Source organism: Micromonospora sp. WMMD708, assembly GCF_049315245.1.
Lineage (GTDB): Bacteria > Actinomycetota > Actinomycetes > Mycobacteriales > Micromonosporaceae > Micromonospora > Micromonospora wenchangensis.
The window spans coordinates 3702398-3717628 of record NZ_CP186060.1; the positions used below are offsets into that span (position 1 = coordinate 3702398).

Annotated in this window: 7 protein-coding genes; 3 read left to right on the plus strand and 4 right to left on the minus strand. The window is 76.1% G+C overall.

The genetic code is table 11. The features are described 5' to 3' along the window. Nucleotides 1-10: 10 nt before the first annotated feature. The 4 genes from ACN260_RS16415 to ACN260_RS16430 are packed head-to-tail and all read right to left on the minus strand — an operon-like array spanning nt 11 to nt 12499. Nucleotides 11-3556: an amino acid adenylation domain-containing protein gene (locus ACN260_RS16415; protein WP_422751936.1), complete on the minus strand. Its 3546-nt coding sequence runs from the start codon at nt 3554-3556 to the stop codon at nt 11-13. Continuing rightward, nucleotides 3553-5901, minus strand: a complete 2349-nt coding sequence (locus ACN260_RS16420) for a lantibiotic dehydratase (RefSeq protein ID WP_422751937.1) — start codon at nt 5899-5901, stop codon at nt 3553-3555. The genes ACN260_RS16415 and ACN260_RS16420 overlap by 4 nt, the downstream gene beginning before the upstream one ends. Next, nucleotides 5898-8999 carry a thioesterase domain-containing protein gene (locus tag ACN260_RS16425; RefSeq protein ID WP_422751938.1) on the minus strand — a complete coding sequence of 1034 codons (3102 nt, stop codon included), beginning with the start codon at nt 8997-8999 and terminating at the stop codon, nt 5898-5900. Before ACN260_RS16425 ends, ACN260_RS16420 begins: the two co-directional genes overlap by 4 nt. After that, nucleotides 8996-12499, minus strand: coding sequence for an AMP-binding protein (locus tag ACN260_RS16430; RefSeq protein ID WP_422751939.1), 3504 nt, complete (start codon nt 12497-12499; stop codon nt 8996-8998). The genes ACN260_RS16425 and ACN260_RS16430 overlap by 4 nt, the downstream gene beginning before the upstream one ends. A gap of 449 nt (nt 12500-12948) precedes the next feature. Here ACN260_RS16430 and ACN260_RS16435 point away from each other — a divergent pair, with 449 nt between their 5' ends. From ACN260_RS16435 to ACN260_RS16445, 3 genes are all read left to right on the plus strand, one after another. Further along, the gene (locus ACN260_RS16435; protein WP_422751940.1) at nt 12949-13653 is read left to right on the plus strand and encodes a CBS domain-containing protein; all 705 of its coding nucleotides are present in this window, start codon (nt 12949-12951) and stop codon (nt 13651-13653) included. A 242-nt stretch (nt 13654-13895) separates the two neighbouring features. After that, nucleotides 13896-14510, plus strand: coding sequence for a methyltransferase domain-containing protein (locus ACN260_RS16440; protein WP_422751941.1), 615 nt, complete (start codon nt 13896-13898; stop codon nt 14508-14510). Between the two features lie 87 nt (nt 14511-14597). After that, the gene (locus ACN260_RS16445; RefSeq protein ID WP_422751942.1) at nt 14598-15203 is read left to right on the plus strand and encodes a class I SAM-dependent methyltransferase; all 606 of its coding nucleotides are present in this window, start codon (nt 14598-14600) and stop codon (nt 15201-15203) included. Nucleotides 15204-15231: the final 28 nt, after the last annotated feature.

Consider the following 15231-nt stretch of genomic DNA (forward strand, 5'->3'; position numbering starts at 1 on the left):
GGAGGCGGCGTCATTGTTGGTGCGGTCGGCGGGGTGGCGGGGTACGACGGGTCCGGCCGCGCCGGGCGGCGGCGCGCAACGCGGCGCGGGCCAGCTCGGGTCGGTCGGCGGCCCCGTCGAGGCTGGCGGCGAGCGCCCGGACGGTGGGGTGCCGGAACAGGTCGAGCATGGTGATCGACCGGCCGGTGGCGGCGGTGAGCCGGGCGTGCACCGCCGCCAGGGCCAGCGAGTGCCCGCCGATGTCGAAGAAGTTGTCGGCGACCCCGACCCGGTCGCGTTCCAGCACCTGCCGCCAGATGCCGGCGATCAGCTCCTCGGTCTCGGTCAGCTCGTCCGGCCCGGTCGGCACCGGCGCGACCGGCGCCGGTGCGGTGGCGGCCACGGTCATCGCGCCCAGCGCCGCCACCCGGACGGTCGGCCGGGGCAGCGCCACCGCGACCGCGTCGGCCGGGGTGTCCGGGTCGGCGGCGAGCGCGCCGACCAGGTCGGCGAGGTCGGCCAGGAGCGCGTCGATCCGGTCGGCGTCGAACAGGTCCGGGTTGTAGACCACGTCCACCCCGCACCGGCCGTCGCGCTGCACCACGTAGACGGTGATGTCGAACGGGGAGCCGGGCTTGGGCACCGGCAGCGCCTCGACGGTCAACCCGGTCAACGTCAGCCGGGGCGCGGTGAAGTTGAGCACGTTGAACAGCACCTGCACCAGGGGCGCCCGGGAGGTGTCCCGGCCGACGCCGAGGGTCTCCACGAGCTTCTCCAGCGGCGCGCCCGGGTGGGCGGTCGCCTCGTGCAGCTCGGTGGCGCACCGGTCGACCAGTTCGGCGAACCCGACCCCGCCGCTGCCGCCGGCCGTGTCGCCGCCGCCGGTGCGCAGCCGCACCGGGACGGTGTCGATGAAGAAGCCGACCACGTCGTCGAAGGCGGCCAGCCGGCGGTCGGCCACGATCGCCCCGACCACGTGGTCGTCACCGCCGGTGAGCCGGCGCAGCAGCTCGGCGAACCCGGCCAGCAGCACCGCCGCGACGGTGCTGCCGCGCCGCTCGGCCAGGTCCCGCACCGCCCGGTCGGCGGCGGCGGTCAGGGTCACCGCCGCTTCCGCGCCCGCGTACGTCTGCACGGCCGGGCGGGGCCGGTCGCGGGGCAGGTCCAGCACGGTCGGCACGCCCCGCAGGTGCTCCGCCCACCAGGTGAGGTCGGCGGGGCCCTGCCGGCGGTCCCGCTCGTCGCGCCACACCGCGTAGTCGGCGTACGAGGCGGCAAGCGGCGGCAGGGTCGGCGACGTGCCGGCGACGGCGTGCGCGTACCCGGTGGCGAGGTCGGCGTAGAGGACCGCCTCGGACCAGCCGTCGAAGACCGCGTGGTGCATGGTCATCGCCAGCACGTGCTCGTCGGGGCCGAGCCGGTAGACGGTCACCTGCCAGGGTGGGCCGGTGGCCAGGTCGAAGGCGTGTGCGGCACCGGCGGCGAGCATCCCGGCCAGTTCGGCCTCGGCGTCGGCGCGGCCGGTCAGGTCGACCACCGGCACCGCCACGTCGGTCGGTTCCTCGCACACCGCGTAGGGCACCCCGGCGGTCTGTGGGATGCGCCAGCGCAGCACGTCGTGCCGGGTGGCCACGGCCCGCAGCGCCGCGCCGAGCGCGCCGGTGTGAAGCGGGCCGCGCAGCCGGTGCGCGACCGCGATGTTGTAGGGGGCGCTGGAGGGGGCGAGCTGGTCGACGAACCACAGCCGGCGCTGCGGCGGGGACAGCGTCGGCGGGTTGCCGGTGGTCAGCCCGTCGGCGTCGGCGGGCGCGGCGGCCCGCAGCCGGGCGGCGAGCGCGGCCGGGGTGCGCCCGGCCAGCACGTCCCGGGTGTCGACGTGCCGGCCCAGCTCGGCGCGGAGCGCCGCGACCAGCCGCATCGCGGCGATGGAGTTGCCACCGGCGGCGAGGAAGTCGGTGTCCGGGGCGGGTGCCGCGCCGAGCAGCCGGGTCCAGACCCGCCGCACGACCCGCTCGACCGGGTCGGTCGGCTCGTCGGTCGGCCCGTCGGCGGGGGCGGCGGTCAGGGCGGCGTCGGCCAGCGCGCGCAGCGCCGGCCGGTCCAGCTTGCCGGTGGTGGCGCTGACCGGCAGGTCGTCGCGGCGCAGCAGCCGCGCCGGCAGCATCGCGGCGGTCAACCGCCCCCCGGCGTACGCCCGGACGGCGTCGTCGTCGGGCGCGGTGGCCGGGGTGAGGAAGGCGACCAGTTCGGTCCCGGCCGGGCCGGGCACCGCCTCCACGGCCACCCGGTCGACGCCGGGTACGGCGGCCAGCACGGCCTCCACCTCGCCCAGCTCGATCCGCTGGCCCCGGATCTTGACCTGCCGGTCGGCCCGGCCGAGGTAGACGATCCGCCCGTCGTCGGCCTGCCGGACGAGGTCGCCGGTGCGGTAGAGCCGCTCGCCGGGCAGCCCGGAGAACGGGTCGGGGACGAACCGGTCGGCGGTCAGGCCGGGCCGGTTGAGGTAGCCGTCGGCCAGCCCCGGCCCGCCGATCAGCAGCTCACCGGTCTGCCCCGGCGGCACCGCCCGCAGCGCGTCGTCCACCACGTACGCCCGGTGGTTGGGCAGGGGCAGCCCGATCGGCACCGGGTCGGTGTCGGCGGCGGTCAGGTCGCCGCTGACCGCCAGCACGGTGGTCTCGGTGGGGCCGTAGCCGTTGAGCAGCCGTCGTCCCGGTGCCCAGCGGGCGACCAGGTCGGCGGGGACGGCCTCGCCGCCGCAGAGCACCGTCCGCCAGCCGGGCACCCGGGCCGGGTCCAGCATGGACAGCACGGTCGGGGTGATGAAACCCCAGTTCACGTCGTGGGCGACGACGAACCGGGCCAGCCGGTCCGCATCGGCGCGGTCGTCGGCGCCGAGCAGTTGCACGCTGCCGCCGAGCAGCAGCGGGACGAACAGGTCGATACTGGCCGCGTCGAAGCCGAGCGAGGCGATGCCGAGGCTGCGGACCCCGGCGTCGGCGTCGCTGAGCGCGGCGCAGCCGGTGACGAACTCCACCACGTTGCGGTGGGTGGTCAGCACCCCCTTGGGTCGGCCGGTGGAACCCGAGGTGAACAGCACGTACGCCGGGTCGCCGGCCCGCGCCGGGCAGGGCGTCAGCGGGGCCGGGCCGGTGGCGGTGACCACCTCGACGCCGGGGGTGTCGGCGAACTCGACCGCCGCCGCGTCGCCGACGACCAGCGTCACCCCGGCGTCGGCGGCGATCTCCCGCAGCCGCTGCCGGGGGCCACCGGGCTCCAGCGGCACGTAGCAGCCCCCGGCGAGCAGCACGCCGAGGACGTCGACCACGAGGTCGGGGCGGCGGTGGGCGCAGATCCCCACCCGGGTCTGCCGGCCGACCCCCCGGGCCCGCAGCGCGGCGGCCAGGCCGGCCGCCCGGCCGACCAGCTCCCGGTAGGTGAGCCGGTCGTCCCACTGGCGCACCGCCACCGCGTCCGGGCAGCGGGCCGCCCGCTCGACGATCAGGTCGGCCAGCGTGCCGTCCGGCCAGGGCAGGGCCGGCCCGGCGACGGCGATGACGGTCAGGATGTCGGTCACTGCACTCCCCGTACGGTGGCGGGGTCGGTTCCCCGGTGGCTGGCGGGTTCGACGCCCGGGTAGGTGGCCGGATCGGTGATCAGCAGGCGCAGTTCGCTGACGTAACCCCGGCCCGCCGCGTCGGGCACCCAGGTGTCGGCCGGGGTGGGCAGCAGCTCGGTGACGACCAGCGGGACGTCCGGGCCGGTCCGGGCGGCGGCGTCGACCATGGCGCACAGCGACTGGGCGTACAGCGGGCCGGTCAGGTCGACGTAGCAGGGCTTGACCTCGGTGCCGACCTTGACGAACACCCGCTCGGGCAGGTCGGCGTCGGCCCGGAAGCGGCGTACCGCGAGGTAGCGGGCGGTCTCGTCGGGCTGCCCGGCCAGGCCGCTGGCCCCCACCGTGGTCCGCCAGGTACGTCGGGCCACCACCAGCCGGTCGATGACGATCCGGGGTGTGTGCGGGGCCGGGTCGAGCAGCTTGAACACGTCCAGCATCAGCGCGCCGAGGACCTGGGCGAAGACCTCCACCAGCGGCCAGCGGGCGCCGTCGGGGAAGACCGCGACCAGTTCGTCGCCGTGGTAGGAGACGGTGACGGCGGTGGCCGGCACCAGGCGGTCGACGTCGGCCCCCTGCGCGGTGTCGATACCCAGCTCACGGTCGGTGGGCCCGGGCAGGCCGTAGGTGGTGCGGGTGGCCCGCCGGGGGAAGCTCTCCGGCCACAGCACCCGCAGCCGGATCGGGCCGAGGTCGGTGTCGAAGTCCGCACGCAGCGCCGCCGGATCGGGGTGGAACATGCTGAGCACCGCGCTGTCGAACGCGATCGCGGCCGGGTGTAGCTCGCCAAGGACCAGCAGGAACTCCCCCCGAGCGAGCGCCTGCGGAGAGGCGGCGGCGATCTGCACGTCGGGGTTGTGCAGCCGGGCCGACGGCCAGCCGGGCCGGTCGGCGGGGAAGACGGTGTGCACCTGCCCGGCCAGCTCGGCGGCGGACAGCCGCAGCTCGACACGGTCGGCCGGCAGGTCCCGCAGGCCGAACAGCCGGGCCCACCGCTCGGTGAGTTCGGCCCCCGCGGTGGCGACCGGCCCGTGCGGGGCGACCAGTGTGCCCTGGGCCAGCGACCAGATGTCGGCCAGCCGGACCGGCCCGTCGGCGGCCAGTTCGTCGTGCAGTTCGGCCAGCAGCGTGGTCACCCGGACGCCGATCTCGGCGGTCAGCCAGCGGGCGGCCTGCAACACCACCGCCAGCGGGGCGGCCAGGGCGTCGAGGACCGGCGCACCGAGGCGGAACTCCAGGTCCCGGGCGGAGTCCTCGTAGCAGACGGTGCGGCCGGCGTACATCTGGCCACGGTGGCGGGTGGCGGGCCGGCCGGTGACGGCGGTGAACTCGGCGTTGAGGCCGGCCAGCGCGGTGGCGAGCCGGTCCGGGTCACCGGCGGCGGTGGCGACCTCGTCGCGGGCCGCCCGCAGCCGGTCGAACCCGGCGGCGGCCCCGGCGCGGGCCGTGTCGTCACCGATCGCGGCGATCCGGTCGGCGAGCACCCGTTCGGCGTCCGGGCTGACCGGCAGGTTCGCCCCCCAGGAGAGGTGTCCCCGCTCGACCCAGCGGTCCAGCAGCAGGTAGCCGTCGTCGACGCGGTGCACGAGCCCGTCAGCGTGCAACCGCGCGACCAGTTCGACGGCGGGGGTACGGCCGTCGCAGTCGGCCAGCAGCCGGGCCTCGGTGGCGGTCAACGCGACCGGCGGGTGCAGCGGCCGGCGCAGCCGACGCCCCTCGACGGTCAGATGCGGTTGCCGCATCGGTGCCCACCACCGGCGTACCGCGAGGTCGTCGGCGAGCCGGTCGGCGTACTCGGTCAGCGCCCACGCCTCGAAGAACACCTGCCGGCGGGTGACCAGGGCCGGCCCGGGGCGCAGCTCGGCACCCGGGTGGGCGGGGTCGAACACGCCCCAGCAGACCGGGCCGAAGAAGCCGATCGTCTCGGCCTTGCCGCAGTACCGCTGCCAGTAGCGCAGCAGGCGGGCCTCGCGTTTGCGGCGGGGCGAGTTACGCACCGTCGGGTCGGTGCGCAGCAGCCCGTCCAACGCCGACAGCATGTCCGGGTTCTGCCAGGTGACCGCCTCCCGCAACAGCGGGTCGGCGGCGATCTCCCCGACGGCCGTCGACGACTCCAGCAGGGCCGCGCCGAGGACCTTGCCGAAGACCTCCGGCGGGACCTCCCCGGCGAGCACACCGTCGGCGGCGGCGGCCGCGCCGGGGGCGGCGAACCGGTCCAGCCCGGCGGCCGGGAAGCCGGCGCTGCGCAGCACCACGTCCCGCCACACCGACCAGCCGGTGCCGCCCAGGGGTATCAGGTGGCTCATCGGGTGGCCTCCCCGGCGGGGGCGTCGACGATCTGCAACCGCAGCTCGCTGAAGTAGCGCCGGCCGGCGGCGTCGGGCACCCACGCCTGGTCGGGGGTGGGCAGCATCTCGCTGACCACCAGGGACACCGCGTCGCCGCCGTCGACCCGGGCGGCCCGGACCATGGCGCAGAGCATGTTGGCGAAGGCGGGGCTGCTCAGGTCGACGAAGCAGGGCTTGGTCTCGGTGCCGAGCTTGACGTACACCTGCTCCGGCAGGCCCAGGTGCCGCCGCCAGGCCCGGACGGCGAGGTAACGGTCGCGTTCCCCGCGCGCGTCGGCGAACCCGCACTCACCGACCGTGGTACGCCACGTCTCACGGGCCACCACCAGGTTGTCCAGCACGATCCGGGGCGTACGGGGCGCGGCGGCGACCAGCTTGAACCCGTCGACGGCGTGCGCGCTGAGCAGCTCGGCGAAGATCTCCACCAGCGGCCACCGCTGACCGTCGGTGGCGGTCGCGACCAGGTCGCCCCGCTCGTCGGTGACGGTGAGGTCCACCGTGGGCAGCAGCCGGGCCGGGTCGCCGCCGGGCGCGGGCAGGAACGCCAGGTGCCGGTCGGTCGGGCCGGTCAGCGCCTCGGCGGTACGACTGGTCCGGCGCGGCCAGTCGGTCGGGAACAGCAGCCGGACCCGCCGGGCGCCGAGGTCCTCGGCGAGCGCGGCACGCAGCCGCTCGACGTCCGGGTGCGCGGGGGTGAACACCGAGCAGTCGAACGACGACCAGCCGGCGTGCAGTTCACCCAGCACGACGGTGTACTCCCCGCGCCGCAGGGCCTCCACGTCGGTGGCGCAGATCTGCAGGTCGGGGCTGTGCAGCAGGGCGTTGGACCAGGTCGGTCGGGTGGCGGGGAAGGTCGCGTCGACCCGGTCGGCGAGGTCGGCGACCCGCAGCCGGACCGGCCCGGCGTCGGCGGGTCGGGTGTCCAACCCGAACAGTCCGGCCCAGCGGGCGGCGAACTCGGCGGCCACCGCGTCGACCGGCCGCTCCCCCTCGCCCCAGAACAGGCCCTGGACCAGGAACCACAGGTCGGACAGGGCGACCGGGCCGTCGCCGGCCTCGGCGCGCAACTCCTCGTAGAGCGAGCGGAACACCGCGTCGTACGCCTGCGCCAGCGCCTGTACCAGCCAGCGCGCGGCGCGCAGCAGCACGTCGAGCGGCGCGGCGAGGTCGGCGAGCAGGGGCGCGCCGAAGACCGCGTCGAGGTCCCGGCTGGTGTCCTCGTAACAGATGGTCCGGCCGGCGTACATCTGGCCCTCCCGGCGGCGGGGGGCGGCCCCGGTCAGCGCGGTGAAGGTGTCGTCCAGCTCGTCGAGGGCGACCCGCAGCCGGTCGGGGTCGCCGGCCGCCGCGGCGACGGCGTCGCGGGCGGCACGCAGCCGGTCCCAGCCGGCCTGTGCGGCCAGCCGGGCCGGTTCGTCGCCGATCGCGGCGATCCGGGCGGAGAGCACCTGCTCGGCGTCGGGGCTCACCGGCAGGGCGGCGTCCCAGGTGAGCAGTTCCCGGGCCACCAGGCGGTCCAGCAGGGCGTAGCCGTCCTCGGGCCGGCGCATCCCGACGGCCGGGTCGGCCACCAGGTCGTACGCCGGCCGGTGGCCGTCGACGGCGGCGAGCAGCGCGGCCTCCACCGGGGACAGCGGGACCGGTGGCCGGCCGGGCCGCCACACCTCGCGTCCCCGGACGCTGAGCTGGGCGCAGAGCCGGGGCGGCCACCAGCGGCGGACCGCCGGGTCGGTGCCGATCCGGTCGGCGTAGGCCGACAGCGCCCACGACTCGAACCAGACCCACCGGCGGCGGGTCAGCGCCGCGCCGTGGTCGACCCGGGCCACCTCCGGCTGCTGCGGGTCGACGGTGACCCAGCAGCTCGGCCCGAAGAAGCCGACCGTCTCGTTCTTGCCGGCGTAGCGCTGCCAGTACTTGAGCAGCGCCCGCTCGCGGTCGCGGCGGCGCACGTTGCGGGCCGCGTCGCCGCCGCTGCGGGCCAGCCCGTCCAGGGCGACCAGCGCGCCCCGGTTCTGCCAGGTGACCGCCTCCCGCAGCAGCGGGTCGGCGGCCAGGTCGCTGCACCGGTGCGCGGCGGCCCGGACGGCCTCGGTGAACTCCTTGTCGAACCGGTCCGGTGGGGTGTCGCCGTCGAGCAGGTCGTCGGCGGCCGCGGCTGCCTGCGGTGCGGCGAAGCGGGTCAGCCCGTCGGCGGGGAAGCCGGTGCCGCGCAGGATCGCGTCGCGCCACACCGACCAGCCGGTGTCGCCCAGCGGCACCCGGTGGCCGCCGATCCCGGCCGGGACCGGGTCGGCGGCCGGGGCCGGGTCGGCGGGGGCACGGGTGTCGACGGCGGTGGTCAGGTCGGCGCGGATCAGGCCCAGCAGCTCGGGCAGGCGGTCGTGCAGGAAGAAGTGTCCGCCGTCGAGTTCGTGCAGGGTGAAGCCGGCGGCGGTGTGCCCGGCCCAGGCGGCGCTCTGCTCCCGGCTGACCGCCCGGTCGTGCCGCCCGGCGAACACCACCACCGGCACCGGCAGCGGCGCCCCGGGGACGTACCGGTAGCTGTCGACCCGGCCGAAGTCGGCGCGCAGCAACGGCAGCAGCAGCTCCACCAGCTCCGGGTGGTCCAGCAGGCCGTCGGGCAGGCCCCCACCGGCGGCGAGCCGGCGCAGCAGTTCGTCGTCGTCCACCCGGGACAGCCCGTCGAAGGAGCTCGCGGCGGTGACGTGCGGGGCGCGGGCGCCGCCGACGTACAGCCGCACCGGCAGCTCGCGGCCGGTGCGGTGCAGCTCCCGCACCACCTCGAAGCCGAGCCGCCCGCCCATCGAGTGCCCGTAGATCGCGTACGGGCGGTCGGCCCGGTCGGCGATGACGGCGGCCAGCTCCGCGACGGTGAAGTCCGGGTCATCGCCGATCCGGTTCTCCCGGCCGGGCAGTTGCACCGGCAGCACCTCCACGTCCGGGCCGGCCTCCGGCTGCCAGCGGCGGAACGCGCTGGCTCCGCCCCCGGCGTACGGCAGGCAGAACAGCTGCGCCGGTGCCTGGGGTCGGCTTCCGGGCGAGACGAACCAGTTCACCGTGCGCCTCTCTGCGGTGGGTCGATCCAGTGCCGCCGGCGCTGGAAGGGGTAGCCGGGCAGCCCGGTGCGCCGGACGGTGCCCTCGGGGTGCAGCGCGGCCCAGTCGACGTCGCGGCCGGCCACCCAGCCGGCGGCCAGGTCACGCAACGCCCCCGGCGCACCGGCCACGGTGGCGTCGGTGGCGAGCAGTTTGTCCAGTCCGGCGACCGCCTCGGCCAGGTCGGCGGCGACGACGGCGGCCCGCCGGGCGAAGGACCGCCGGCCCAGCGCCAGGGTGGCGGCGACCTCGGGCAGCGCCGGTCCGACGCCGGCCAGGTGGTGCCGCAGCCGGGTCAGCGCCGCCCGCAACGCCTGCGGGGTACGCGCCGACACCGGCAGCAGCCAGGCCCGCGGCGGCGACGGCTCGGCCGGTACGGCAGGTGGCGGCTGCTCCACGACCACGTGCGCGTTGGTGCCGCCGAGCCCGAACGCGCTGACCCCGGCCACCCGGCGCGGCGCGTCCGGCCAGTCCCGTGCCTTGGTGGGCACGTAGAACGGGCCGCCGGCCAGGTCGATCTCCGGGTGCGGGCGGGTGAAGTGCAGGTTCGGCGGGATCACCCCGTGCTGGACGGCGAGCACCGTCTTGATCAGCCCGGCGATGCCGGCACCGGCGTCGAGGTGACCGATGTTGGTCTTGACCGAGCCCAGCGCGCAGGACTCGGCGGGGGCGGCCCCGCCGTACACCTCGTGCAGGGCGGCGACCTCGATGGCGTCACCCAGCGGCGTACCGCTGCCGTGGGCCTCGATGAAGCGGACCTCGCCGGGGGCGACCTCGGCGGCGGCCAGGGCGTTGGCGACGGCGGCGGCCTGGCCGGCGGGGCCGGGCACCGCGAAGCCGGCCCGGTCGGGCCCGTCGTTGGTGACCGCCCATCCGGGCAGGACGGCGTATATCCGGTCCCCGTCGGCCTGGGCGTCGGCGAGCCGGCGCAGCGCGACCACGCCGACCCCGGAGCCGAAGCCGGAGCCCTCGGCGGCCTCGTCGAAGGCGCGGCAGCGGCCGTCGGGGGAGGCCAGCCCGCCGGGGGTGGCCCGGTAGCGGGGCCAGGTGACGTTGACCCCGCCGGCGAGGGCGATGTCGCACTGGTAGTCGGCGAGGCTCTGGGCGGCGGTGCAGACCGCGACCAGGGAACTGGAGCAGGCGCTCTGCACGGCCACCGCCGGCCCGGTCAGCCCGAGCCGGTACGCCACCTGGCCGGGCAGGTGGTCGGTGGACTGCCGGCCGATCAGCCGGGCCTCCCAGTCGTCCGGGTCGACGTCGCCGACCACGGCCGGGTTGTCCATCAGCTGGAACAGGAAGTAGCGGTTGGCGGAGGTGGCCGCGTAGACGCCGACCAGGCCGGGGAAGCGGGTCGGGTCGTGCCCGGCGTCCTCCAGGGCCTCCCACGCGGTCTCCAGGAAGAGCCGGTGCTGGGGGTCGGTCCGGGCGGCCTCCTCGTCGCCCATGGCGAAGAACTCGGCGTCGAAGTCGGTGACCCCGTCGAGCCGGCCGGTGGCCCGCACGTGCCGGGGGTCGGCGCGCAGTCGGGGCCCGATGCCGAGGGCGGTCAGCTCGGCGTCGGAGTGGTCGTGCACCGAGTCGACGCCGGCGCAGACGTTCCACCAGAAGGTGGCGGCGTCGGGTGCGCCGGGGAACCGGCCGGCGAGCCCCACCACCACGATCTCGTCGCCGGTGTACTCGCGGGCGGCGACCGGTGGCGCGGTCGGGGTGGGCAGGATCGGCGCGGGGAGCGGGCGGGTGCGCGCCGCCCCGGCCGCCGGTACGTCGACGTCCGGGTCGAGCAGCCGGGCCTGGGCGGCGATCGTCGGGTGGGCGAACAGCCGCACCATGGGCAGCGTCGTACCGAACCGGTCGGCGATGCGCTGCTGCACCTGGCCGAGCAGCAGGGACTGGCCACCGGCGTCGAAGAAGCTCTCCTGCCGGCCGACGGCGTCGCGGCCGAGCACCGCGCACCAGATGTCGTGCACGGCCCGCTCGGTGTCGGTGGCCGGCTCCTGTCCGGCGGGGACCGTCCGGGGCGGGTCGGGCAGCGCCCGCTCGTCGATCTTGCCGGTGACGGTGAGCGGGAACGCGTCGAGGACCAGCACGGCGCGGGGCAGCGCGTAGTCGGGCAACCGCCGGGCGAGGGCGGCGCGCAGCGCCGCCGGGTCGGGGTCGCCGCCGGCCGGCACCGCGTACGCGAGCAGTGCCCCGTCGCGGGCGATGGCGCGCACGGCGGCGACGCCGGGCTGCGCGGCGAGGACGGCCTCGACCTCGGTCAGCTCGACCCGGAACCCACGGACCTTGACCTGGCGGTCGAGCCGGCCGAGGCAGACCAGTTCCCCGCCGGGCAGCCACGCGCCCAGGTCCCCGGTGGCGTAGGTGGGCGTCCCGTCGGGGTCGACACCGAACCGGTCGCTGTGCTGGCCGAGGTAGCCGGGGGCGAGGTGCGGGCTGCGCACCACGATCTCGCCGGAGTCGGCCAACCGCAGCGTGTAGCCGGGTAGCGCCGTACCGATCGGCAGCGGGCCGGTGCCGGTCGGGTCGGCGTCGGCCAGCGGCAGCGCGTACCGGGCGGCGAACGTCATCTCGGTGGCGCCGTAGCCGTTGACCAGCACGCATCCCGGGGCGAACCGGTCGCGACCCCGGGCGGCGTCGGCGTGGGTGGCCTGCTCGCCGCCGAGCAGCACCACGCGGATGCTGTCCAGCCGCCGACCGCCGAGGGTGTCCAGCAGGAACCGGTAGACCGTCGGGGTGGAGTGGTAGACGGTGACCCGGTGCCGGGCGAGCTGTCCGACGGCGTACGCCAGGCCGTGCCGCCGCAGGTCGACCGGTACGACGGCGGCCCCGGTGAGCAGCGCCGGATAGAGGTCGGGGATGGCCGCGTCGAAGCTGAACGAGGCGAGCAGGCTGAGCCGGTCGGTCGGGCCGATCCCCAGGGTGCGGATCTGATTGTCGACGACGTGCCGCAGATTGCGGTGGGTCTGCGCGACGGCCTTCGGGGTGCCGGTGGAGCCGGAGGTGAACAGCACGTAGGCCGGGCTGTCGGGGTCCACCGGGAGGGGGTGCAGCGCGGCGGTGGCGGCCGGGTCGAGGACCAGCACGCGGGTGCCGGGTCGGATGGCGCACAGGGCGTCGGCGAGGTCGCGGTGGTCCGGGGCGCAGGCGACGACGCGTACGTCGGCGGCGGCGAGCATGTGCCGGAGCCGGTCGACCGGGAACCCGGGGTCCAGCGGCACGTACACGCCACCGGCGGCGAGGGTGCCGAGGACGGCGGCGATGGTGCCGGTGCCGTGCCCGGTGAGCAGGCCGACCCGGTCGCCGGGGCGGACGCCGGCCGCGGTGAGCGCGACGGCGTGCCCGCCGACCGTGGCGGCCAGGGCGGCGTAGCTGACCTCGTGGGTCTCGCCGAGGATCGCCGGGTGGTCGGTACGGGTGGCCGAGACCTCGGCGAACTGTTGGATGATCGTCGATTGCGCCATGTCAGCGGATCGGCTCGACTCCACTGTGGGCAGCCGTGCGGGAACAGCCAATTGTGATCATGATCCCCCCCAGGACTTCACAATGGAAGCAGAATAGGACGACATCCGGCCGAGGAAAGATCATCGATCGGAGTCGGACCGAAGGGCCCACCGCCCCCTGAAGATCGGACGGCGAAAATCGGCCGATCATCCCCCTAGCGCGAAAAGGAGTTTCAGCCTAAGTGTCTACCGACAAGTAATTTTGCGGTGGAAGGGCTTGCAAACCGGCTATTTTCCACCATGGACGGCACCTTAACGCCAGGTCAGGTGGGTTGCCGCAGCCGTGGGCCCCCGCCATCCTAGGGACGCCCGACCACCCGGGACCTCCGGCCCACCCCGATCCGGTCCTGCGCCCCTGCCCCGGACCCCGCCCGCCACCTAGCGTCGGAGGCGGGACCGAGGAGGACGCCATGCGGACGTGGCAGGTGCAGGACGTGATGACGGTCGACGTGCTCACGGTGGACGAGGACACCGGGTACCGGGCGGTGGTGGACCTGCTCACCGCCCGGCACGTCACGGCGGTGCCGGTGGTCGACGGCACCCGGCGGGTGCTCGGCGTGGTCTCCCAGGCCGACCTGCTGCACAAGGTGGAACGGCTCGGGCAGCCGCACGAGCGGCGGATTTTCCCCGGTCGCCGGACCCGCACCGCCTGGGCCAAGGCCACCGCGACCCTGGCCGGGGACCTGATGACCACACCGGCGGTCACCGTCTCCCCCGGCGCGACCCTCGCGCAGGCCGCCCGGATCATGGACCGGCGGGGCGTCAAGCGGCTGCCCGTCGTCGACGACCTGGACCGTCTCGTCGGCATCGTCACCCGGGGCGACCTGCTGCGGGTCCACCTCCGGCCGGACGCCGACATCCGTCGCGACGTCGTCACCGACGTGCTGCACCGGGTGCTCGGGGTGCCCGACGGCACGGTCGAGGTGACCGTGCACGGCGGGGTGGTCGCCCTCACCGGGCAACTGGACCGGTGGTCCACCGTGCACCTGGCGCTGCGGCTCAGCGCGCAGGTCAGCGGCGTGGTCGAGGTGGTCGACGCGCTCGGCTACGCGGTCGACGACGCCCCGCTGGCCGCACTGCGGGCCGGCGGCGTCACCCCGGCCGGCGTCGCCTGACCCGGAGGTCACACCGACGCCACCGAACGGGCCACCCCGACCCCCGGCGGACACCCAGGGTCGAAGCCCGCACCACCCTGCGTCACCAGGGCCGACCCGCCGCCCGTGGGGGCTGACGATGGCCGCCCGGGTCCGTAGCATCTGTCGGGTGTCCGCGTCGGCGCGGGCACCCGACGGCCGGCGGCGTGCCTCCGCACGCGCGCCGGGTGGCGACGTTTCCGCGACGGGCAGGAAGGCCGGCGATGAGTCGAGCAGAGCAGGACACCGCGGCGGGCACCGAGGGCGAGGACTACACCCAGCGGTTGCAACGCCTCGGTGGCGCGCGCTGGAAGCAGGTGCTCGACGTGCAGGCGCCCTACCGGTGGAACCTCCAGCGACTCGAACTGGGGCGCACCCTCGACGTCGGCTGCGGCCTCGGCCGCAACCTGGCCAACCTGGGCGAGGGCGCGGTCGGGGTGGACCACAACCCCACCTCCGTGGCGCACGCGCGGGCCGCCGGGCTGGAGGCGTACACGATCGAGGAGTTCCACCAGTCCCCGCACGCCCGGCCCGGCGCCTTCGACGCGCTGCTCGCCGCCCACCTGCTGGAGCACCTGCCCGCCGAGGCGGCTCTGGAGGTCATCTCCAGCTACCTGCCGTTCCTTCGCTCGGGCGGCACGGCGGTCTTCATCACCCCGCAGGAGCGGGGATACGCCAGCGACGCGACCCATGTCCGGTTCGTCGGGTTCGACGAGGCCGCGCAGGCCGCCCGGGATCTCGGCATGACGGTGGTCAAGCAGTACTCCTTCCCGTTCCCCCGGTCGATGGGCAAGGTCTTCACCTACAACGAGTTCGTCACGGTGGCGCGGCTGCCCTGATCCCCGCCGCGACCGGCCCGGCTCCCGGGCCGGGTGGGCGCTGCCCTGGACGCCGCGGCACGCCGGCCGGACGGTTACCGTGGCGGCATGACCAACCCGACCCGGTGGGCGACCGAGACCGGCCCCGAACACTCCCAGTGGTACATCGACCGGTTCCGGCGGCTCGCCGCCGAGGGGGCCGACCTGGCCGGTGAGGCCCGCCTGGTCGACGCGGTCGTGGCCCCCGGCTCGCGCATCCTGGACGCCGGCTGCGGCACCGGTCGGGTCGGCGCCGCGCTCGCCGCGCGGGGGCACCGGGTGGTCGGGGTCGATGCCGACCCCGCCCTGGTCGAGGCGGCCCGCACCGACCATCCCGGGCCCCGCTGGCTGGTCGCCGACCTCGCCACGCTGGACCTCGCCGCCGACGGTGAGGCGGAGCCGTTCGACGCCGCCGTGGTGGCCGGCAACGTGATGGCCTTCGTCGCCGCCGGCACCGAACCGGCCGTGCTGACCCGGATCGCCGCCCACCTGCGCCCGGACGGGGTGGTGCTCGTCGGTTTCGGCCTCGACCGAGGCTACCGGCTCGACCACTTCGACAGCGACCTGGCCGCCGCCGGCCTGCGGCTCGAACAGCGCTTCGCCACCTGGGACCTGCGCCCCTGGCGGGACGAGGCGGACTTCGCCGTCAGCCTGCTGCGCCGCCCCACCTCCTGACCCGCCGCCTCGGGGAGCGGCCCGGACG